The sequence below is a fragment of the Dyadobacter sp. HNCC25DJ183 genome, from assembly GCF_056895175.1.
Genome location: NZ_JBXHAP010000004.1, coordinates 379,041 through 402,426 on the forward strand (window position 1 = coordinate 379,041; position 23,386 = coordinate 402,426).

General features: G+C 49.1%; 16 protein-coding genes. 9 read left to right on the top strand and 7 right to left on the bottom strand.

Annotation, left to right across the window (positions count from 1 at the left end; all coding sequences use genetic code 11):
* The first annotated feature begins 172 nt into the window (after positions 1-172).
* The 5 genes from AC1XTG_RS12075 (at position 173) to AC1XTG_RS12095 (ending at position 5,151) form a co-directional block, all read left to right on the top strand.
* A complete protein-coding gene (locus AC1XTG_RS12075) occupies positions 173-1,012 on the top strand; it encodes an endonuclease/exonuclease/phosphatase family protein (protein WP_484842175.1) in 840 nt (279 codons plus the stop codon).
* A 90-nt stretch (positions 1,013-1,102) separates the two neighbouring features.
* On the top strand, positions 1,103-1,780 hold the full coding sequence (locus AC1XTG_RS12080) for a hypothetical protein (RefSeq protein ID WP_484842176.1): 678 nt from the start codon (positions 1,103-1,105) through the stop codon (positions 1,778-1,780).
* A 111-nt stretch (positions 1,781-1,891) separates the two neighbouring features.
* Positions 1,892-2,206 (top strand): hypothetical protein, encoded by a 315-nt coding sequence (locus AC1XTG_RS12085; RefSeq protein ID WP_056282039.1) that lies wholly within the window; start codon positions 1,892-1,894, stop codon positions 2,204-2,206.
* Positions 2,207-2,416: 210 nt separating this feature from the next.
* Positions 2,417-3,658, top strand: coding sequence for a hypothetical protein (locus AC1XTG_RS12090; protein ID WP_484842177.1), 1,242 nt, complete (start codon positions 2,417-2,419; stop codon positions 3,656-3,658).
* Positions 3,659-3,861: 203 nt separating this feature from the next.
* Positions 3,862-5,151 carry a YihY/virulence factor BrkB family protein gene (locus tag AC1XTG_RS12095; protein ID WP_056282033.1) on the top strand — a complete coding sequence of 430 codons (1,290 nt, stop codon included), beginning with the start codon at positions 3,862-3,864 and terminating at the stop codon, positions 5,149-5,151.
* A gap of 17 nt (positions 5,152-5,168) precedes the next feature.
* Here the strand turns inward: AC1XTG_RS12095 and AC1XTG_RS12100 are convergent, their stop codons facing one another.
* From AC1XTG_RS12100 to AC1XTG_RS12120, 5 genes are all read right to left on the bottom strand, one after another.
* Positions 5,169-5,561 carry an energy transducer TonB family protein gene (locus tag AC1XTG_RS12100; protein WP_056282029.1) on the bottom strand — a complete coding sequence of 131 codons (393 nt, stop codon included), beginning with the start codon at positions 5,559-5,561 and terminating at the stop codon, positions 5,169-5,171.
* Between the two features lie 101 nt (positions 5,562-5,662).
* Entirely contained in the window at positions 5,663-6,019 is a 357-nt protein-coding gene (locus AC1XTG_RS12105; protein WP_484842325.1) for a PQQ-dependent sugar dehydrogenase, read from the bottom strand.
* The gene (locus AC1XTG_RS12110) at positions 5,905-7,125 is read right to left on the bottom strand and encodes a PQQ-dependent sugar dehydrogenase (protein WP_484842178.1); all 1,221 of its coding nucleotides are present in this window, start codon (positions 7,123-7,125) and stop codon (positions 5,905-5,907) included. Before AC1XTG_RS12110 ends, AC1XTG_RS12105 begins: the two co-directional genes overlap by 115 nt.
* 94 nt (positions 7,126-7,219) lie before the next feature.
* Positions 7,220-9,853, bottom strand: coding sequence for an ABC transporter permease (locus AC1XTG_RS12115; protein ID WP_484842179.1), 2,634 nt, complete (start codon positions 9,851-9,853; stop codon positions 7,220-7,222).
* Positions 9,854-10,192: a PadR family transcriptional regulator gene (locus AC1XTG_RS12120; protein WP_484842180.1), complete on the bottom strand. Its 339-nt coding sequence runs from the start codon at positions 10,190-10,192 to the stop codon at positions 9,854-9,856.
* A 203-nt stretch (positions 10,193-10,395) separates the two neighbouring features.
* On the opposite strand from AC1XTG_RS12120, the gene AC1XTG_RS12125 reads away from it, so the two are divergent.
* Positions 10,396-12,489, top strand: coding sequence for a CehA/McbA family metallohydrolase domain-containing protein (locus tag AC1XTG_RS12125; protein WP_484842181.1), 2,094 nt, complete (start codon positions 10,396-10,398; stop codon positions 12,487-12,489).
* Positions 12,490-12,571: 82 nt separating this feature from the next.
* On the opposite strand, the gene AC1XTG_RS12130 is transcribed toward AC1XTG_RS12125, so the two are convergent.
* Entirely contained in the window at positions 12,572-14,992 is a 2,421-nt protein-coding gene (locus tag AC1XTG_RS12130; RefSeq protein ID WP_484842182.1) for a TonB-dependent siderophore receptor, read from the bottom strand.
* 153 nt (positions 14,993-15,145) lie between these two features.
* The gene (locus AC1XTG_RS12135) at positions 15,146-15,598 is read right to left on the bottom strand and encodes a hypothetical protein (RefSeq protein ID WP_484842183.1); all 453 of its coding nucleotides are present in this window, start codon (positions 15,596-15,598) and stop codon (positions 15,146-15,148) included.
* A gap of 653 nt (positions 15,599-16,251) precedes the next feature.
* Between AC1XTG_RS12135 and AC1XTG_RS12140 the strand changes: the two genes are divergently transcribed.
* The 3 genes from AC1XTG_RS12140 to AC1XTG_RS12150 are packed head-to-tail and all read left to right on the top strand — an operon-like array spanning position 16,252 to position 23,239.
* Positions 16,252-19,347 carry a SusC/RagA family TonB-linked outer membrane protein gene (locus tag AC1XTG_RS12140; RefSeq protein ID WP_484842184.1) on the top strand — a complete coding sequence of 1,032 codons (3,096 nt, stop codon included), beginning with the start codon at positions 16,252-16,254 and terminating at the stop codon, positions 19,345-19,347.
* An 18-nt stretch (positions 19,348-19,365) separates the two neighbouring features.
* The gene (locus AC1XTG_RS12145) at positions 19,366-20,886 is read left to right on the top strand and encodes a RagB/SusD family nutrient uptake outer membrane protein (RefSeq protein ID WP_056282012.1); all 1,521 of its coding nucleotides are present in this window, start codon (positions 19,366-19,368) and stop codon (positions 20,884-20,886) included.
* Between the two features lie 25 nt (positions 20,887-20,911).
* A complete protein-coding gene (locus AC1XTG_RS12150) occupies positions 20,912-23,239 on the top strand; it encodes a glucuronyl esterase domain-containing protein (RefSeq protein WP_484842185.1) in 2,328 nt (775 codons plus the stop codon).
* The last annotated feature ends 147 nt before the right edge of the window (positions 23,240-23,386 follow it).

The following is a 23,386-nucleotide window of genomic DNA, read 5'->3' on the forward strand; positions in this document are numbered from 1 at the left end:
GCGGAGTCGAAGGGCGGGCGACCACGCTACTCCCTTCGACTCCGCTCAGGGTGACAAAAAAGCTCCGCTCAGGGTGACAAAAAAGCTCCGCTCACGGTGACAAAAGTGAGCTCAGGGTAACAAAGGTATTCGCTCAAAACAATTAGTATATAGTCATCATAAAATCCACATCATGAAACGATTAATCTTTCCTTTCCTTCTGCTCCTTGCTTTATCGACCGCCGTCTTTGCCCAAAAGGGTACCATTAACGTGGCGAGCTACAATCTCCGGTACAATACTTCCAACGATGGCATTAATGCGTGGCCAAACCGGAAAGAGAATGTAAAAGCGTTGATCCGCTTCCATGAATTCGACATTTTTGGTGTACAGGAAGCATTGATCGGTCAGCTGAAAGATGTGGCTGAATTGCCGGAATTTGCATTCTACGGAAAAGGGCGCGACGATGGCAAAGAGGGTGGCGAGCACTCGGCTATCTTTTACAAAAAAGACCGTTTCAAACTGTTGAAATCGGGCGATTTCTGGCTGAGCGAAACGCCTGATAAACCTGGCAAAGGCTGGGATGCAACCTGCTGCAACCGGATCTGCTCCTGGGCCAAGTTCCAGGACCGCGACACGAAAAAGGAGTTCTTCTTTTTCAATGTGCATTTTGACCACCAAGGCGTGGAAGCGCGGAAACAGTCGGGACAATTGATGGTAAAAAAGATCAATGAAATCGCAGGCAAATCGACCGTATTCCTGACAGGGGATTTCAACTCAACACCTGAAACAGAACAGATCAGGGCTATACAGGGGATTTTGAGCGACGCGCATGAAGTGACCAAACAGCCTCCTTACGGACCTGAGGGTACTTTCAACAGCTTCAAATTCGACGCGAAAATGGATAAGCGCATTGACTATATTTTTGTAAGTAAAAATGTGGATGTTCTGAAATACGGCGTTCTTACAGACGCCAGGGAACAACGCTATCCTTCTGATCACCAGCCTGTCGTGATCAAAGCGCATATTAAATAGTGAATGGAAGTCTTTGTGAAAGTTGGGTTTGGTGACAAACTGCGCCCAACTTTTTTTCGTTACATTGAAGCCAAATGTCAGCCCGGATCCATGCTCAAAAGCTTACTGCCTCTTCTTTTCATTGTGGCCGCCCAGCTTGTTTCTTTTTCACAGAATGTAAAAATCAGTATCGTGTCGCCGCGCGTTCTGAACGACCGCCGCGCTATTTTGCTGACGCGTGAAAAAGGATTTGCGGCCGTGGTACATTCCATTCAGCTTGGCTTTGACACAACGCACCTTAAAATGGACAAAAATCTCTTGCCTGACCTGTACCAGTTGCAGGTGTCCCAATTGAAAGGTTCACTTACTTTTTTCTTTGAATCGGGAACGGTGATCAGGCTGGATACCGGAAATGTTTCGAAATCAATTGTTACCAACTCGCGCAGCAATTCGGAATGGCAGCTTTTCAACGACAGCATTCAAAAACCCTCCGATTTACGGGCCAATAAATGGGTTGTAGAAGAAGCCCGCGCCAGGAAGAAAAATCAACAGGACAGTACCCGGTACTGGCTTGAAAAACAGCGTACAGAAAGAGAGGAACTACTTGCGGAAACTGCTGCATTTATCCGCAGAAATCCACACTCCTATGTGAGCCTTTATCTATTGAAAATCAATTGGTATGCACTCAAAAACCTGGGCCTTTTCGAGCTACTGGACAACTCCCTTTCCACACACCGCAACTACGCGCTCCTGAGAGCCAAAAAGCAGGAATATTCAGGAGCCAGATAGATTGGCTATTCAGCTAAAATCCCCTCGCTTTTAACAGGATTTTACCCTGGTATGTTTTTAGTAATACCTCGGTCACATACATTCTGTTTGTACAACTAATTCTATCATACTATGAAACTTGAAAGCGAAAGGCGGCCGGTAATTACATTGAGTAATGAAAGCTTCAAACATTATCTCATCCAAAGGTATGGTGCTAACTCTGATGAGCCCTGGCGTAAGCTTTTCCACGTCTCTCAGGAGCTCATTTCCCCCGATACCTGGATCAAGTTATATAACCGCGCGAAAGCTGATCTCGAAAGTTCAGGCGGCTGCATTACCGGCTACGAGGTTGTTGACGACGAGCTCGTCAGCCACGAAGCAATCGGCACTTACTGGCCCGGTAACTGCATGTGGGTAATGCAGTTCGACCACAACCAATCGAATTAACATGCTTTACGCTACCGGGTTATCTGAAAAAAGGGCGGGCTGCTGTTATTCCAGCTGCCCGTTTTTATTGGTGGCTGTTTGCTTAAAATAATTTCAAGCAAAGAAAAGGGAGGTACAACCTTTCATATACTTCGGCACCTCTTTGACTCGGAATGTATATGAACAATCCGCCTGGTGTGCCCACACCAACCAACCTTTCAATCCGCAACAATGAGAAAGTCACTTGCCTTCCTGGCATTTTTGTTTGCCAACGTCTCTGTGAACGGGCAGGATAATGTCCGCACAGAAATCTACCAGGAAACGGATACTCTGCGAAAACAGCTTTTTATAGACCGGTATGAAAACGTTTTCATGACCAAAGTACCAACCCGGCACTTGTTCAAAGCTGCGATTACCAGTTCGGATATTCAGGGAACGGGAATTAACATTGGCTACGAATACAAGCTCCTCCCCTCTTTGTCGCTTGAAGCTTCTGTTTATGCCCAGCTTAGCCAGGACAATGCGAGCTTTGCCGAGAGGCTGGTGCATTTCAACACCGACTTTGTAAACATCTACGGCAATGTAAAAGCGCGGTGGTTTTACAATATGAACAAGCGGATTGCGAGCGGACTTCATGCCAACAATTTCAGCGGGACTTACATTGGTTTCAGCTACGAACAATCCATTTACAAAGCCGCCCCATACCGGCAAAGTGTCAGCAGAATGGGTTTGTTATACGGATTCCAGAGCCGCTTCCTCAATAATGGGTACATTGATTTTGCATTGGGACTCTTCCAAAATCCCTATTCCCACATCAGGTTTTATGAGTATCAAAATCGGTTCGATGTCAAAAACTTCGTTTTGGGTACGCAGGCTAACATCGGGGTTGCATTTGGTGATTGGAAAAGAACTTCAACGGGTCCTGCCTGTGACGTGATCCTGTGTGACGAGTCGGTGAAAAGCCAGTGGAAGATCGAAATGCCGAATATATCCATAGGCTGGCTGCAGCAATCGCTCCGTGGCGGCATTGCCTATGAGAGAAGAATTGGTAATGCGCCCCTTTCGGTACAAGGCAGCCTGAATGGATCTCTGTTTAATATGCGGGGTTCCGACAGCTACGAGCAACGTTATTCCTCCGTCAGCACCAGCGCTGAATTCCGGTATTATTTTCTGCAAAAAATGATGATGAGAAAAGGCAGGGCGGGCAATAACCTTTCCGGTCCTTACACTGCCTTGAAGGGTGGATACGAAATTTTCAAAGCTGCAACCAACTATCCATTTGTGCCCCAGAACAAGTTTACGCAACGCGCGACGACCGCCGGACTGGCGCTGGGTTACCAGCAGCGGCTATTCAAACGGATGTATTTCAATGCTTCCATATTCTACGTAAAACCCTATCAGAGCGGCAACCGCATTAACGGCGGCAACCGGCCATATCTCTGGTCTAAAATGGCGGTCGGGTTTACTTTCTGATAAAAACCGGGATACCTGACATTCTTCTCTCCTGCTCTGCCCGTATTTCGCCTCTCACAGATGAAATTCCGGGAAGTACAGCCGCGCATTCAGCGCTGGTAAGGTCTTTGTATACAACATACGCGTTTCGGGATTATGTAACCGGTAGAAACCCGGAATACACTTGCCCGTCGGTCAGGTATGTTGAATATAAATTGCTACGTATGAAAAAAATCAAGTATACCATCTCGCTGTTGAAGGAAACCTTTTCAGAGTTTTCTAACGATAATGTACTCAAACTGAGCGCCGCATTATCATACTATACAGTCTTTTCGCTGGCGCCAATGCTCCTGCTGATCATTTCCATTGTGAGCTTCTTCTTTGGCCGGGAGGCTTTTGAGGGTGAGCTTTATGGACAACTGCAGGGTTTGTTGGGGAAAGAAGCCGCCGTTCAGATCCAGGAGCTGATCAAAAATGCGGCGATCACCGACAAGTCGACCACCGCGGCAATAATCGGGGGCGTGACGCTGCTGATAGGTGCCACCGGGGTTTTTGCGGAGATACAGGATTCCATCAATTACATCTGGGCGATCAAGTCCAAGCCGAAGAAAGGCTGGCTGCAATACCTAAAAAACAGGCTGTTGTCATTTTCACTCATTGTAACACTGGGCTTCCTGCTGGTTGTTACGCTCGGCGTGAATACTGCGGTTGATCTGCTGAGTGCCCGGCTTGAACGCTACTTTTCTGATGTTTCCGTCGTTATTTTCTCAGTCCTGAATGTTGGACTGGTGCTCGTGATCATAGCGGCGCTGTTTGCCGTAGTCTTCAAAGTGTTGCCCGACGGGCACGTACGCTGGAAAGAATGTCTCATCGGAGCGGGATTTACCTCCATACTTTTCGCAATTGGTAAGTTTGCGATCAGCTTTTACCTCGGCAGCTCTGACCTGGGCGCAACCTACGGAGCGTCTGCTTCCATTGTTATTTTACTTTCCTGGATCTACTACTCTTCCATTATCCTCTACTTCGGGGCTGAGTTTACCAAGGTTTTTGCCAAATCTGACGGTCATGAAATCCGGCCGAACGAACATGCTGTGCTCCTGGTAAGGCAGGAATTCCAGCAGGAAGCACCTGGCCAGCCAGTCGCCGGCGCACAAAAGGAGAAATCAGGCATTCATATTGACCCCGTTGCTGCCAAAAACAAGCTTTTTGACACAGTGACAAACTTTATTGATGATAAGCTCAATGCGATACGCGCCGAAGTGTATGGACGCGTATCGAAAATGGCGTCTCCCGCTGTATACTACCTGCTGGCGGCGATTATCGGACTCTGCATTATGATCACCATTTTGCTCGTAGCCGGTCAGTTACTCAACCGGTGGCTGGAAAGCGATTATCTCGGCTACCTGATATTGCTCGGATTTGTGATCCTGCTGCTGGTGCTGCATCTGGCATTAAAAAACAAGATACGCGACCTGATCGGCAAACTGCTTTTCAAGGTCAGCAAGGAAAACTGAGAGCAGCTTCCCTGTGGTTATTGCTGCTTCTGCGCATGGAATACCACAGGAAGCTCGACTTTATATGCAACCACGTGGCCACTCTGCAATGCAGGTGTCCAGGCGGGCATATTTTTAATTACCCGGACAGCTTCGTCATTAAATGCCTTCTTGCGGGGTTTCAATACCTGCACATCCTGGATAACACCGGTTTCGTTGACAATAAAAGTAGTCACCACGGTTTGTTCTTTGCGCGTTTGGGGCTGTATCAAATTTTCCGAGAAATACTTTTGAAGCGCCTCCTCTCCGCCCGGGAATTGGGCTGGATGTTCCGCAACTGTAAAAACGCGCCTTGGCGGTTGGAAAGATTCCTGCTGCGCGTATACCGAACCCGAAAGAATGATCAGGAATAAAAAAATGAAGTGCTTCATAACGATATCAAATTGTTGACTGCGCAATGCTATCTCATCGTCAGGCAAATAGCAAGCCACTTAATAACAATCCGAAATAGTGCAAAACCGAATTCCGGCGTTTACGGCTTATAGGTAAATTCAATAATCGCTCCCTGCTCCGCCGATTCTTCGGGATTCTCTCCTGACGGGCCCGAGGTTACCGCGGACTTGTCCGTTACTACATAGATTTTCGTTCCGTCTGCTGAAACCGCCACGTCGCGGTATCTTACTTTATTCATAAAATACTCCCTTTCTTCTTCAACTCCGGTACCTGCCGCATTCAGCTTCAAACGCACGATTTTGCCTTTTTTAAGTGAGGTAATCAGGAGCGAGTTCTTCCAGCCCGGAATAGCGCCGGAAGTGTAGGCGGCAATTCCCGAGGGTGCCAGCGACGCCAGTCGGGGCTCTTTTTGCCTGCCCGGATCGTATCCGCAAATGCAAGCAGCTGCTTGTTTTCAGTTGCAAAAAAGCTTTTAACAGGCGGTTCGAAGTTTTTGAGCTTTCCGGCATTCACCTGCTCATTTTCGATGTACGGGTAAGTAGTGTTCCATTTGCCAGGCAGGTTGTCCTTATCGGTAACACCCGCAGAAAGTCCGTTGTAGTTTCCATCGGCATAACCAATCACCAGCGGGTGCCCGTAATTTCTGCCGCCTTTGATGATATTGATCTCATCGTCAGAAAACGGCCCGTGCTCGGAGGAATAAATTACCGGCTGCCCATTGATTTCCATCATATCCAGGCCCTGCGGGTTCCGGTGCCCTATCGACCAAACTGCATTCTGTCTGCTCTTGCGGTTAAACGGATTGTCGTTTGGGATCCAGGCTTCATCCTTTTTGCTATCCTGATCGGGTTCTGTGTTGAAACGCAGCATTTTACCCTCATAAACATCCGGATCCTGAGCGTGATTGGTCCGTTCTGCATTCTTAAACTGTCCGGCGCCCATATCCCCGACAGAATAAAAGAGGTAGCTCTTTCCATTTACAGCCGAAATCAGCAACCTGCCTCCGTTATGGTCATTGCTACCCGGGATCACATCGCAAATGGTCTCCGGATTTTGAAGCTTCTGGGTTTGCGGATCGTAAGTGCAGCGGACGATTTTTGTTTTATAATGATAGCCGTGGTCTTTCGGGTCGTGGCCATCGCCGGGCCTGTCTTTACCCTCAAAATCATAAACAAACGCGAGGTAAACGAACGGCTTGCCTTTCAAAAGCATCGGATGCAGCGCCATTCCCATTAAGCCCCCCTGCGGCAGCGGTTTTCCGCCGTCAATGGAATCATTCAGCTTATCGTAGTTGGGGAAAGTCTTCGCGGTGCTGAGGTCGATCAGTACCTCCTTGTTCCCGCTTGCAGGATCAATCCGGAGCACCCTGTAATCTTTTGATTCGGTAATCCAAAGATGCTGGTCGGGACCGAACACGATTTCCCACGGATCGGAAGTGCCTTTGGCGATAATCTTTTTGTCGAACTGCTCCTGCCCCGCTTCCTGGGCAATGCAGGCCGCAACCGGAATGAAAAAGCAGGATACCAGTACATTTAATCGCAAACTCCTTAAAAACAACATAATCGATAGCAGATACAAAGTGATTTGAACGATGCGTCAGCTAAGTAAAATCATGCCAAAGTTGGCTCGTAAACCCCTACTCCGTTTTTAAAGACTTCACCGGATCCAGCAATGCGGCGCGGATTGCCTGGTAGCTGACGGTAAGCAGCGTAATCACCAATGCGCCCAACGTGGACACTGCAAAAATCCACCAGGAGATTTCGGTGCGGTACTGGTAAGAAAGCAGCCAGTTATTCAGAAAATACCAGGCAAGCGGAATCGAGATCGCACAGGAAACAATCACCAGCAACACAAAATCTTTTGATAAAAGAGCCCACAGGTTCGGTACCGTAGCGCCTAATACTTTCCGGATGCCGATCTCCTTGGTACGCTGCTCGGCAGTAAAGGAGGCAAGTCCAAATAAGCCCAGGCAACTGATCATTACGGCCAGTGCAGCAAATACGGAAGCAAGTCTGGCAATGCGTTCTTCTGTGGAAAACTTGGTGGCGAATTGCTGGTCTGCAAACTTGAAATCGAACGGACTTCCCGGACTAAGCTTCTGAAAAACACTTTCGATCTTGTCCAGCGACTCCCGCGCTGACATAGCCGGATTAAGCTTGATGTTGATCACATTCGCCCAGCCATAGTTAACCATAAAAAGCGCGGGCCTCACCGGTTCAAAGGGAGAATCCATCAACATATCTTTAATCACACCGACGACAGTGTAGGTTACTCCATTCCATTTCATATACTTCCCGATCATCTCCGCAGGTTGCTTGTAGCCCATATATTTCAATGCGGCTTCATTCATGACCATGCCTGTTGAGTCCGTTGAAAATGATCTGGAAAAATCCCGTCCCCCGACAAACTGCCAGCCGACTGTTTTACCAAAATCGTGCGTCACGCCTACCGTGCAAAAGTTGTCTTTGAAATTCGGGTCTTTACCTTCCCATTCAAATCCGCCATTATTGGAGCTGTTTTGAGTGGGTGCCGTGGATGATGTGGACATTTCCACAGCGGCCCCTGTTTCCAGCAAACTCCCTCTTAATACATTGTACTGATTGTAAAGTTCTGGGGTATTGATACTGACCGTGATCAGACCGTTACGGTCATAGCCGATCGGACGGTTTTTAGCATGCTGGATTTGTCTGTATACGATGATCGTACCGATAATCAGGGTAACCGATACAGTGAATTGCAGGACAACCAGCACCTTACGGGGAACAGCGGCAAAACGTCCCAGGGAGAAGGTGCCCTTCAATACTTTTACGGGCTGAAAAGACGAGAGGTAAAGGGCGGGATAACTCCCGGATATCACACCGGTGATGAGACAAAACGCAATGCCGGCAAACCAGAACAATGGGTTTGTCCACAGGAAGGCAATTTGCTTGTCTGCCAGTACATTGAATGCGGGAAGCAGCAGCACAACCAGTGCAATGGAAAGCACGAATGCACAGGCGACCACAAGCAAAGACTCACTTAGGAACTGACCGATAAGCTGGCCGCGCAGAGAACCGATTGCTTTGCGGATACCCACTTCCTTCGCCCGCTTTTCGGACCGGGCTGTACTCAGATTCATAAAATTAATGGAAGCCAGCAGCAGTACAAATGTTCCGATTATACCAAATAACCATACGTACTGAATGCGTGCATTGATATTGCCCGATGAATCCCAGCCGGAATACAGGTGCCACTTTTCCATCGGATGCAGGAACACCTCCGGTTTGAGGTAAGCCGTCTGCGGCGAGTGTTTGAGCTTGATGTGCCTGATCTTTTCAGATACCTGAGCCATATCGGCCTTGGGGCTGAGCTGCGCCAGTATCTGCCACGAATTATTATCCCATTCCGCATTGTCCAGCGCAGATTTAACCCAGCTTTGCGTTGCCACATACAAGTCCCAGGGTGCAATGAAAGTCAGGTCGCGAAATTCTGTATTATAAGGAAGATCTTCATAAACACCCGTCACTTTCAGGTTCATCGCATTATCAAGTCTCACGATTTTACCCACTGGATTTGCATTCCCGAAAAGAACCTTTGCCACACTCTCCGACAACATGATCGAGTAAGGTTCATCCAGGCCCGACCTCGTTCCGCTGAGCATTTTCAGTGAGAATAATTCAGGCGCTTCCTCGCTCATATAAGTGCCTTTTCTGGTGAATTTCTTTTCCCCATTCGCGACGATATGCTCCCCGGAAAATGACGACATAACAATGTATCTGAAGTCGGCGCCATAGTGCGTACGAAGTTCGTTCCCCAGTGGAGCAGGCATGTATTCACCGTAGTGTTTGGTACCATCTGCCGTTACTGTCTGCATGACCTTGGCTACCCTGTCATAGTTTTGATGGTATTTATTGAATGAAAATTCATCATGGATCCAGAGCCCGATCAGCATGGCAACAGCCATTCCGGCAGCGAGCCCGCCGATGTTGATGAAAGAATATCCTTTGTTTTTGGTGAGGTTTCTTAATGCGACTTTGAAGTAGTTACGGATCATGGCTGGACTGGCTAAATAGGTTTTGGAATATTCGCGCGACTTCTTGTCCCTTGCAAAAGGGCGCAGCAGTTTAAATACATTCAAAATGTAGTGTCGCCTGGCACGTGCTACACCCACGGTTTGCACCCAGTGATCATACATTTCGAGCAAATCGCCCTGTACTTCCTCGGAAGTGTTCGGGTCAGCGAAGCGGGCCAGAAGCCTGGCGGCCCAATGTGGCGGGTTCATCTTTTTCATCTACCCTTTTGATAATTGGAATCCGGATTGCGGCAATGCATTCCACAGATCGTCACGAACTTGCTTTACTTCTTGCAGTACTTTTTGCCCAAGTGCCGTAACTACAAAAAAGCGCTTGCGGCGTCCGCCCCGCTCAGCAGTAGCCCCGCCCATGACAGAAGTCAGGTAACCCTTTTGCTCCATGCGCTGCAAGGTTGTGTGGACGGAACTGAATCCGACCAGTCTGCCCGTTTTACGTTCGAGCTCCTGAGTCACGGTTACTGCATAGGCATTCTCGCCCAGTATGGCGACGGTCAGCAACACTACCTCTTCAAATTCTCCCAGAAACACACGCTTCATAAACGCAATTTGATTTATTCCGATAATGTCGGTTAAATAACTGTACCGGAGCAGCTATTTTCCATAAATACCTGTTTTACAACTTAATGAAAACGAAATCCCAGGTAGCAGTGTGTTCGATTTCGAACGAAAATAACAAAATGGTCGGTAGATTATATTCAAGTGTGGCTATACTGATATGAATGCAACAGCCAAAACCAACTATGAAATTAAAAGCCATTCTTCTGCTTGTGCACTTATCCATGGGGATTGTACAGGCACAGATTAAACCCGATACCCGGCATTTTGACCAAAAAGGAGAAGCCACAATTACTTCCAACAAAGAGCTGGTTGAGATCACCTGGCCGACTGGCGAAGGAAAATACGGAACGGTGCAGTTCGACCTTTCGGCTGGCCGTCCGCTTTTCAAACGCATTGCACTGGGCACCAAAGCTGCGCCAGTAATAGTATCGGAAGATCTTGACGCCGCATTTCTGCTGACTGTCGGAAAGCGGGATCTGATGTCGCAGAACGGATGGAATATCTTTTTCGACAAAGTACCCTCCCGGCCATTTCAAACTTTTCCGGTCGTACTTAAAAAGTCAGGTATCTCGGTTAAAAGTATAGGTAGCCGCACCGTAGTAACCATCGGAAATCTTTCTGCCGACCGGTTTGCGGGTGTTTTGGAAGTGACTTTTTACAATGGAAGTCCGCTCTTCAATGTCGCAGCTGTCATGTCCACCAGCGCAAAAGCTTCGGCTATTGTCTACGATGCCGGACTGATCAGCAGAACGGACAAATGGAAAAAGCTCTTTTGGACTAATACCGGCAATCAGATTGAAACCGCAGCGGTTCAGTTCAGTGATTCGGCCCGGAATCTTGCCGTAAAATACCGCACGATCGCCGCGCAGGGCGAAGGCGGGGCTTTGGCTATCTTCCCCGCGCCGCACCAGTATTTTTATCCGCTGGATGAAGCTTTTAATCTCAAATTCATCTGGCACGGGAAAGGTTACCGGAACATGCCGGACGGATATGGGATCGGGATCCGGCAGGAACTGGAAGGCGACCGCCGCTTTGTTCCCTGGTTCAATGCGCCGCCGGGAACAGCGCAGCGACTGAATTTCTTCTGCCTGCTCAGTGACGCGGGCGGTAGTGAAGCGATCGGGGCGGTAAAGAAATTCACCAATGCAGATCAATATGTAAAACTGCCCGGCTTCAAAACCATGTCAAGTCATTTTCACAATGAGTTTATCATGAATGTGGTGCTGGCTGGCAAGCCTGTGCCCGAAAAGCCCGAGTTCGTGGAAGTATTCAAAAGCCTCGGTGTGGATATGGTACATCTCGGCGAGTTCCATTATACCGCTCACCCAAAAGGTCCCGATTCGGTCAGGTTGAAGGAATTGCAGGCGCTTTTTACGCAATGTAAAAGACTCTCGGACGATGAATTCCTGCTCATGCCGGGCGAAGAGCCCAACGAATTCTTTGGCGGGCACTGGATGCAGCTCTTCCCAAAACCTGTTTACTGGATCATGTCGCGTAAGAAGGACCAGGCTTTTGTAGAAGACAAACCTGGTTTTGGCAAGGTGTACCACGTGGGTGATAAAGAGGATATGCTGAGATTGTTGCAGGAAGAACAGGGACTGGCCTGGACCGCGCATGCCAGGACCAAAGGCTCGGTGAACACGCCCGACATTTACAACCACGAAGCATTCTTTAAATCCGACCGCTTCATGGGCGCAGCCTGGAAAGCAATGCCCGCCGATCTCTCCCAGCCCCGCCTCGGAAACCGCGTGCTCGACTTGCTGGATGACATGAACAACTGGGGTGAGAAAAAAACGGTCATCGCCGAGGCCGACCTATTTACCATCACACAGGAAAACGAAATGTACGCGCACATGAATGTCAACTACCTCATGCTCGACCAGCTGCCGAAATACGAAGGAGGCTGGAAATCCGTCACAGAGGCAATGCGGGGCGGCAAATTTTTCAGTTCGACCGGCGAGGTATTGATGCATGAATTAAAGGTAAATGGAAAGCTGTCCGGAGAAACGCTCGCGCTGAATGCAGACGGGACTGCCAGTGTAAGCTTGAAGCTGAGCTGGACTTTCCCGATGAACTTCGTGGAGATCATTTCGGGTGACGGTGAAAATGTATACCGCGAGAAAACAGACCTTTCAAAGACCAAAGCTTTCGGCGAACAGCAATTCCAGTTGCGGCCCAGTCTTAAAGGAAGAAAGTGGATGCGGGTCGAAGCCTGGGACAGCGCAGTAAATGGCGCTTTCAGCCAAACTTTTTACCTGACGCCGGCAAACAAATAGCCTGGATTTACACAAACAGAAAAAGGCCGGAAGAGCAAATCCTCCGGCCTTTTGCACAGGTACTTTCTTCTAAAACAAACTATCAGAAGTTGTAAGTGATGTTTGCAAGCAAAGCGCGCGGTGTTTGCGGCGCGATGGTAGACCATCCTTTATAGTACTCCTTATTAAATGCATTGTTCAGCTTCAATCCGATCCGGTAGTTCTCGGCCTGGTAAAAGAGCGACGCATTTGCTACGGTATATGCCGGGAGCATAAAGTCGCCGGTTGAAACATAGTTGATCGCAAATCGCTCACTCGCGCCATTGATTCCCGCTCCGATACCAAATCCCGCCAGTTTTCCGCCCGGTACCTCGTAGTTCGCCCACGCATTGTAGGTATGCTTCGAGCCCGCGTCAAGTGGTCTTTTATTCAGGATTTCAGAATTATCCGATTTTGTGGTTTTGCTGTCATTGTTGCTGTAACCTGCCCTGATGTTCAATCCGTTCGCAGGATTTGCATTCAATTCAATTTCAAATCCTTTGCTGTAAATCTCGCCACCCTGGATTTTGTTGAATGGCGATGCAGGATCTGTGATAACCATATCTGTTACGCGGATATCGTAGTAGCTGATCGTCGCATTCAGCCTGTTCTTGATGATGTTGGTTTTGATACCAAACTCAATCTGATTAGCCTGCTCCGGTCTGAAAGTTTTGATCGTCTGCGGTCCGTCTTCGGGATTTCCAACCAGGGATGGCGCCACATTCGTGAAGCCGTTTTGATAATTGGCAAAAACTGAAACCTTATCCGCAACCGGCTGGAACAGGATACCGAACTTTGGTGAAAGCGTGGTCTGATTGTAATCGTCCTCGGAGGTTGATACACTTCCTACATTATCAAAATGGTCCAGACGAAGTCCTAACATCAATGAAAGCGTATTCGTCAGGTTCAAAACATCCGAAGCATAGGCGCTGTAAATGTTGTAACGGGATTTTGCATTCGCTACTGGTTGTGTCGCCAATACAGCATCCACAGCAGCGGTAGAAAGCGGATAAGCAGTGGTTTCCACCTTTTCGGTCAGCGGATTATCACCGCTGGTGCCGCCGTCAGGAGTTACATTTCCGTAGAATGCATAGCCTGTTCCATTGCTTGTGGAAATGGCTGAGAAATAGTCCAGGCCGACAACAACGCGGTTCCGCATGGAGCCCAGACGAAAATCCCCGATGAAGTTCTGCTGGATATCCGAGGTTCCGGTGTACTCATTTTGTTTATTCAAATACCGGGTATATACATTATCTCCCAACACACCGAAATCAAAAAGGTAGGAATAGTAGCCTTTTGTTGAGGTAGCACTTTTCGAGATCAGCGTTTGCGATTCCCATTGATCCGACAGTTTGTAATCCATTTCAACGCGGTAATTCTGCGTCGGATTTTGTAGTGTCAGATCATTGCTTGTGAATGAAAGCTTGTTGTTATAGCCAAGCTCTTTGACGTTTCTGGCTGCTGTGGGCGCACTTCTGTTCAGGAAAAGGAACATCGGGTTTGTTTGCTCAGCCTGCGTAATCTCTCCGTAGAAAGAGAATGACAACTTGTTGTTGACTTTATAAGAAAGGGAGGGAGCTACAAAAAATGATTTTCTGAAACCTGCATCCTGAAAGCTGCGCTCGGTCGCATAAGAGGTATTCAGCCTGAAATACAGGTTTTTTTCTTTGCTCAATGCAGTGTTGAAATCGCCTGTGATCTGGTTGAGACCGTAAGAGCCAGTTGTAAACGACAGCTCACCGCCTGTTCCCACGAATGGTTTTTTGGTAACCACATTGATCAGCCCGCCATAGGAGCTCACTGCATTTCCAAACAAAGTGGCAGAAGGTCCTTTCAGCACTTCAATGCGCTCGATGTTGGCCGGATTGATCGTTCCGTTCGTAAGTCCGGGCAGACCGTTCACCAGCTTGGGCTGAACAGAAAACCCGCGCAACGAAAAGTACCCCGCCCCGTCACCGCCGCGACCGGTAGAGGTCCACAGATTTTCGACGCCAGTTGCATTCTTCAAAGCGTCATCAAAATTGGTGACGATCTGGGATTTCAGCAGGTAGTTGGTAATGGTGCTGTAAACCTGGGTATTCTCAAAATCGCGTAACGGTAACTTGGAAACGTAAGCCGTTTTGCTTCTTGAAAATTTGTTTTCACGCTCCCCTTCCACGACTACTTCACGGAGGATCTCGTCGCCGGCATACAATGTCACGGTTTCAAGGTCCACCTCGTTCTGAGCAATGGTAAAGCTGATTTCCTTGGTTTTAAAGCCTACGGAAGAAACGGAAAGCACGTAGCTGCCGTCGTTGATATTGGCTATTTCAAAATAACCCGATTCATTCGTCTGCGTTCCGGTACTGGTATTTTTGATAACCACGTTAACACCGGGAAGCCCGTTTTTCGAAATGTCCGCCACCGTACCTTTCACCTTGCCGGACTGGGCAAAACAGGGAGATGACAGGAAAAAGCAAATGGATAGTGATAGAAGAAGTTTCATTAATCTTATTTAGACAAAATATAAATCACAAATGTATTTTGCCAAATGCGCACTTCCAAGCTATTTGTAATAATTATCAGAGCCTGGGCCATGGTATACTTCATCAATCTCCTTGTAAAAGTCGGCCTCGGACCGGACAAGAATTTACAAAGACTAAGTCTCCTTTGTAAAACGTTCGTAAACAGAAGTGATCTTTACCTGCTTCACGCCATCTTTCGTATACAAGTACCGCCTATTTATAAAATGTAATCTGTCCGATTCGTCGATCATCACGGATTCGGGTGCAACCCAGCGAAAGGGGCGCTCATTTTCCGAGGGCTCAACAATGATTTCTTTCAAATCATCAGAAAACCTGAACCTACGCACGCTACCCTGATTCACATAATTAATTGCCAGGTCGGCATTGTAACCCAGGCCAGGACCGCCATCCCATTGCTTTGCACCGATGGAAATATACTGTTCAGGCCACGACTGAGATATGGTAAAAGATGAGTTGGCCAGCATATTTGACTTCCCGTAAATGCGTAGCTCTACAATGTGCGTATGGTTTTCGAATTGAAATACCGGGATCTCTTTCAGCAGATCAGTTGAAGTGAGTCCATCCATGTTTATGTCCAGTTCCTGATCGGCGATTGCGCTAACGATCCTGTATTTGCCATGAAATTGCTCTTGCAACTTTACTAATCTTCGCGCCTCCTGAGCTTCGGCGTCAACAACAGGGTCATTGCTTTTTTTGCAGCTTAAAATTGTCGTAAGCAGGACAGCACATAGAAGTAGAAAATTTTTCATTATCAATTGTCGGCTAGTAGTTACACTAAGCTAAATGTTGACCCGCAATTTATCAATGCTGGCCGACGTAAATTTTTTGACGTTCTCAAATGTCCATAAACGTGGTACCCGTTAGTTCTTCCGTTAACTGTCACAACTGTTTTGCCTCTTGTTCATCCAGCGAATTAGGCTTCACACCGATTTATCAACAACCTCAACCCAATAGGGAATCGGCCATCGGAAAAGGATCATAGGCGAATGACTTCTTTTACCATTCTTTTAAACGGCCAAGCCTTCCTTAAATAAAATATTCTACTTGACATTGCGCTGATAAAGAATTTTACTACTTTTCGGGTACGTACCCGATACTTGAAAATTTTGTTTGCCTTTTGTTAAGTCTAAAAATCAGAGGTAGTGGTGTTAAGTTCCGGGTACGCTACCGGAATTCTGTATTCAGTGCCAATTATTTAATGTTCCTTAACCCTTAATGTATGTTTCCAAAACTTTATTCAAAGATCACGGTTGTGCTGCTGACAGTAGCAATCTGCATGTTCGCCGGGCGGCAGACCTTCGCCCAGGAAATGCGAAATGTTCAAATCACGGTGTATGACAGTGCCTCCAAGACTACACTGCCGGGTGTCAACGTTGCGATCAAAGGCACTACCCGCGGCGGCGCAACTGACGCCGACGGCAGACTGAAAATCCAGCTGGCAGGCGATGAGATCGTTGTCGTTTCATTCATTGGTTATGAAAAGAAAGAAATTGTAACCGGCGCAAGATCAGAGATTGAGGTAGTGCTCGCCGCCAGTCAGACCATGCTCGACGAGCTGGTGGTGGTTGGTTACGGAACACAAAAACGCAGTGAACTCACCGGCTCGGTGACTTCCGTGAAAGCCGATGAGATCCAGAAGGTACCTACCAGCAGCTTTACGAGCTCGCTTCAAGGTAAAATCCCGGGTGTTTATATCAACCAGACCAGCGGGGCGCCGGGCGGAGCAGCTTCGGTACGTATACGGGGGGTCGGGACTACCGGAGGTAACCAGCCTTTGTATGTGGTGGACGGATTTCCGCTCGGTGGCGGAGGTATGGGTGTTTCCGGAAGCTCCGATCGTATTGACGGACTTTCGATCGTCAATCCCAATGACATTGAGTCCATTGAAGTGTTGAAAGATGCCGCTGCTGCTTCTATATATGGAGCGCGGGCTGCCAATGGAGTTATATTGATTACCACCAAACGAGGTAAAGACGGTTCTACCAGAATCAACCTCGATGCATATACCGGCATGCAGGAGCTCTGGCGCAAACCCGACTTTTTGAATGCAACCGAATTTGCAACACTGGCCAACGAACTGTACACCAATTCAGGCATGACACCTAACCCTGAATGGGCCAATCCCGGCTCTTTCGGCAATGGTACCAACTGGATCAACCAGGTGTTCCGCACCGCGCCGGTCCAGAATTACGATCTCAGGATCTCAGGCGGCAGTAAGAAAATTTCGGGCGCATTGTCGCTTGGCTACCGCGACCAGCAAGGTACTTTGATCGAAACCTGGTACAAACGCTTTACAGGCCGCATTACGGGCGATTTGAAAGTGAACGACAAGCTGCGTTTCGGAAGCTCACTCGCCTTTGCACTGTCACGCGCAAAAGGTCAGCAGAACCAGGAACTGCGGATCGGGATCTTCAACCTTGCGCAGCAATTCTATCCCACACTCGGCCCCAATGATGTGGTAAATGGCTCTTCTGCCTATTACACCACGCAAGGCGACAACCCGCTGCTCAGAGCGAAATCGATTGATAACCAACTGAGAAACATGCGGATGTTCGGTAATATTTTTGGTGAATACGAAATCCTGCCAGGTCTCCGCTGGAAAACCAATGTAGGTTTAGATACGGATAACAACCGCACAAGCACCTGGGAGCCAAAAGCTGAAAGAGGGCATTACCGTAATTTGCAGGCCATTCTGGGCGAAAATTATTCTCAGGGCCTCAACTGGCTCCTTGAAAATACATTATCCTACTCAGTCTCCCTGGGCAGCCACAAGATTTCTGCCGTGGCCGGTCAGACAGCACAGAAAAATACTGTCAACTGGATCGGCGTGACTGCGCGCGATTTTCAAAATGAACAATTACAGGTTGTAAATGGCAGCAAGGATACCGAGCGGCGTGCAAGCGGTACCGGATCCGAATATACATTGGCTTCGTACCTGGCGCGGGTCAACTATGCATTTAAAGACAAGTACCTGCTATCCGCCAGCGTTCGCCGTGACGGTTCATCCAACTTCGGGCCAAGTCACAAATGGGGTAATTTCCCGTCCGTGTCAGCGGGCTGGAATATCTCCGAAGAAGCATTCATGAAAAATGTATCGCCGGTAAGCTCGCTGAAACTGCGCGCCAGCTGGGGAAGACTTGGAAATGACGCGATCGGTTCATTCGGTTACCTGAGCAGCATTCGGCTTGGCACCGTGAATGACAACTACGTACTCGGTGCAGGCCAGGCGCTTGAAATCGGCGCATCCATGTCCCGCCCCGGCAACCCCGACCTGAAATGGGAAACCAGCGAGCAAACCAACTTTGGTATCGACGCTACATTCCTGAACGAGCGGCTTTACCTGACTGCGGATTATTACATCAAAACAACCAAAGACATGCTCGTGAGCTTGCCTGTTTCCATTGAAGCAGGTTTTCAGGCAGCTCCTTCGGTCAACGGCGGAAAGGTGCGCAACAGTGGTGTTGAGCTTTTGCTGGGTTACCGGGGAGAAGCAGGTGCATTTACCTATGATGTGAGCGCCAATATGGCTACGCTTAAAAACGAAGTGCTTAGTCTTGGCGTGGGACAACCGATTACCGGCCCTACCCTTCCATTTACGAGCATCAGCCCGTCGTTCACCCAGGTAGGTCAGTCGATCGGTTATTTCCGCGGGTATGTGGTGGAAGGTATTTACCAGACCAATGATGAAGTAAATAAAAGGCTCCAGCCTAATGCAGTAGCGGGAGATTTTAAATACCGGGATGTGAATGGCGACAGCCAGCTTACCGATGCGGACCGCGTGAACCTGGGAAGCCCCTGGCCTACCCTGACGTACGGAATGAATGTAGACCTGGGTTACAAAGGTTTTGACCTGAATATCATGCTGCAGGGAATTGCGGGAAGCGAGGTTTTTCATTCCAACAAATTCGCGATTTATCCCCTTAAATATTTCGGCGGCTCGGGTGTGGTTAACGGATCACGGGAAGTACTTGACCGGTGGACACCCGGCAGCGGAAAGAATGAAATCCCCCGTCTTGCCTACGTGGATGCCAATGGAAACTACGCCAACAGTTCTTCATTCTATGTCGAAGATGGTGATTACATGCGGATCAGGAACGTTACACTCGGATACAGGATCCCTCAGGACCTTCTTGCCAAAACCCGCGCATTCCAGAGCGCGCGGATATATGTGAGCGCGCAGAACCTGTTCACATTCACCAAATATTCCGGGTTTGATCCCGAGATAGGCAGCATTGACCCATTGCAGTCGGGAGTGGACAACGGCGTTTATCCGCAGCCGAGAACATTTATGGTCGGCGTGAGCTTTGGTTTCTAATCTTTAATCCTGAACAACATGAATAAGTATATCAAATACATCGGCACATTTCTGGTTGCCACTACGCTGGCTTCCTGCGGTGATCAGTTTTTAACACTTACCCCAAAGGATGTACTCACCGACGCCAACTTCTTTATCACAGAATCAGATGCACAAGCTTCCCTGACCGGTATCTATGCCATCTTACAGCGGGAGGAAACATTCAGCAATGTGCGTGACGCAGCTGACATTGAATGGGCGATGGCGGGTGATATGTACGAAATGGACGGCAGCGCCAACCGGATCGAGCTGCATTCACTAAGCCTTCCTTCCAACAATACCATTTTGCGCGACGTGTACCAGGGCGCTTATCAGGGCATTGGCCGGGCTAATATCGTGATCGGCCGCGTGTCTGCAATGACTAACCTCGACCCGGCAAAACAGGCCAGCATTGTAGCTCAGGCCAAATTCCTGAGAAGTTTGTTTTACTACCGTCTGGTAAGTTACTGGGGCGGCGTTCCATTGGTTACGGAAGAATTGAATGCGACTTCCAAACTGGACATTCCGCGCGCGTCAGCAGCAGAAGTATGGGCACTGATCGAATCTGACCTGAAAGAAGCGGCTGCTACATTACCCGCAACCTGGACAGGTGCAAACGTGGGACGCGCTACCAGCACAGCCGCATTGGGTTACCTTGTAAAAGCTTCGCTATGGCAGCAAAAATGGGCGGATGCGGTGAAATACAGTGAAGAAATCATCGCAAGTAATACCCACGACCTGCTTCCAAAATTCAGGGATGTATTCCGTGAGAGCAATGAGAACAACAAGGAGATCCTGTTTTCAACGCAGTTCCGTACGTCGGTGGATGCAGAAGGTAACAACCTCGTTAAAAGAACTGCCCCGAGAGGTGCGCCTTCTATATATACCGGCAGCGCCGCGTGGAGTAATTTTGTACCGCAACAACACTGGGTAAATGCATTTGAAAAAGATGCTGCCGGCAAGATCAAGGACAAGCGTTACTGGGATGTAATTATCGGCCCGGGCGAGGCGCACCAGGATATTAAAGACTTCGTGATGCCTGCGCAGGTACCGGCGGGCTGGTCGCGCACGGGCTTTATCGTGACCAAATACTGGGAAGCTCCCGCACCCACCAACTCCGGCGTAAATACGCCCATTTTGCGCTTTGCCGAAGTGTTGCTCAACTATGCCGAAGCCTTGAATGAAACAGGGAAATCGGCCGAAGCAATGCAGCTTGTCAACAAAATCCGCACACGTGCAGGACTCGAACCCAAGGCTACTACGCTTGGAAAGGATGCGGTACTGGATGCTATTTTCTATGAGCGCCGGATGGAGTTCATCTGGGAGCCGGTGGGCGCATTCTCCGACCTGAACCGCCGCGGCCGGTTTATCTCGTTCATTAAAGCCAACAGACCTAATTTTGCAACGCTGGAAATCGACAAAAAACCCTGGCTGTCCACGGTTCCGATCCTGTTTCCAATTCCGAGAGAAGCCTGGGACAAGAACAAATCCCTTGAACAAAATCCGCATTACTCGTTTTAGGACTGTCAACTCTTAAATCTGTCCCATGAAGGTTAGCGCGATTTCTATAATTGCTTGCCTGCTGGCTGCGGGGTGGCTGGGTAGCGAAGCAGCTGCCCAGCCCGACCTGCAAAGACGCAGGCAGTATCTGCAGGAAAGCCTCAAAATCAACGAGCCAAAGGACCATCGGCACGCGATCAGTCGCCGGATAACGGCACAGGACAGCACCTGGCTTGGTTGGCTGCACCGCACCGGCGAGCTGCCGCCCGACTTTTCAGCAATGCCCTCTGCGCCGTATTTGCCTGAGCCGCTGGTTACCGTCAGTAATGGAAAATCCTATCCTGTCCGCACCAGGGCAGAGTGGGAAACCCGGCGGGAATGGATTAAAAAAGAATATCAGCACTGGGTTTCCGGCAAGATCCCGCCCGCACCGAAAACATTTGAAGTAAAAGTACTTTCAGAGAAAACCGACGGCGGTACCCGCATTGAAATGGTTGAGGTCAGCTTTGGTAAAAACAATGCAGCCAAAATGACCTTCGAGCTGATGATACCGGCGGGTAAGGGACCGTTTCCCGTGTATATGACGCCATGGACGCACCGTAACTGGGCGCAGCTGGCTGTGAAGCGAGGTTACATTGGCTGCGTTTATGCTGGCGCGGATACAAAAGACGATACGCAGGCTTACCAGGCACTTTACCCCGAATACGATTTCACGGCATTAATGCGACGTGCCTGGGGAGCATCCCGCGTGATCGATTACCTGGTGACGCGAAAGGAAGTGGACGTGAAGAAAATCGCCATTGCCGGTCACTCCCGTAATGGAAAGCAGGCGCTCTGGGCCGGCGCATTTGACGAGCGCATTGCCGCAGTGGTTTCCAGCAGTTGCGGTACCGGCGGTATAACGCCATTTCGCATGAGTGATCCGCAGTATGTAAACCAGACGCTTGACGACATTGCTTCCAATGCAGCGCATTGGTTTCATCCCCGGCTGCGGTTTTTCTTCGGGCGGGAGGACAAGCTTCCCATTGACCAAAACCTGCTGATTTCACTCATTGCGCCCCGCAGTGTGGTGTTTCAATATTCCGTGGTAGAGCAGCAGCTGAATCCCTGGGCAAGCGAGCAGAGCTACCATTCGGCACGAAAAGTGTTCAATTTCCTGGGGGTACCCGATCACATTGCGCTGGCCCCGCGCATGGGCGAACACGCCGTGGCGGCGCGTGACGTAGCCAGGTGCATTGATTTCCTTGACAAGCAATTTGGAAGAAAAAACATCCCCTGGCAGACCGAACTGCAGTTTGATTTTGTATACGACAAATGGGCCGCAGCACACGCCGGGCAAGCTTCCGAAGCTGCACAGTTGAAGCCGGTGCATTTAGATCCTGCCAAAGCCCGGAACCAGAAAGCCGCTATCCTGAAAAACCTTCAATGGTTGTTGGGCGAGGAACCGTCCGGAGTACGCCCGGACAAGGTTGCGGTAACAGAATCGTCCCGTATAGACTGGATTGACAGGATCACCGGCAGGCCGGTTGTGAAAGGTGCTGTTGCCGAACATTTAGGACCATATACCGCTTTGGGCGACCATGTGGCAGCTACGGTTTACTATCCGGCTGACGCGACCGGCAAGAAAAAGGTACCTGCAAATGGCAAAATACCGGTCGTGATTTATCTGCACGAATACGCTTATGCCCACGGTTATGCGCATGGGTACAGTACGGAGAGGCAGGGAAACAGCAGGTTGTTCCAGGCATTTACCGACCAGGGATTTGCAGTGTTGGCACTCGATCTTTTTGGTTTTGGAACAAGAATGGAGGAAGCCCGCTACTTCTATGAGCGCTTCCCGGAATGGTCTAAAATGGGTAAGATCGTGAGCGATACGAAAGCCTGCATGGATGCATTGAGCACCTTTCCTGAAATTGATTCCACCAGAATTTTCCTGCTGGGTAATACCGTAGGCGGAATGGCTGCAATCCTCACTGCCGCGCAGGATACCCGCGTGGCGGGCCTGGCAACAGTCGCCGCATTCTCGCCCTGGCGCGAATCGGACAGTACTTACGAATCGATCCGGAGTATCGCTGACTGGCACGGACTGATGCCAAAGCTGGGATACTTCGCCAAAAAGCCGCACGACACTCCGGTTGATATGGCCGAAATCATTTCGTGCATTGCGCCCAAACCACTGCTGATTATTGCGCCTACGCTTGACAGGTACAGCAACATTCCGGCAGTTCGCACAACGATGAAAAAAGCGGAATCCTCGTATGCTACAGGTAGTGCAAGCGCTAATTTAATCGTGAGTTATCCCGAGGAGATTAACAGGATCACACCTGAAATGTCCGCACAAATCGCTGAATTCTTTGCGAAAGTGAAACCTTGAAGGAGCTGCCTTTAATGGCAGCTCCCTTCAAAACCGATTTTATTCATGACAGGACTATGTGTTTTTCACGTTTGTGAATTAAAAAATGTGCATTCCAAACGCACAAAACATTCCTCAATGTACACCCTCGCCGGATAACGGGAGAAG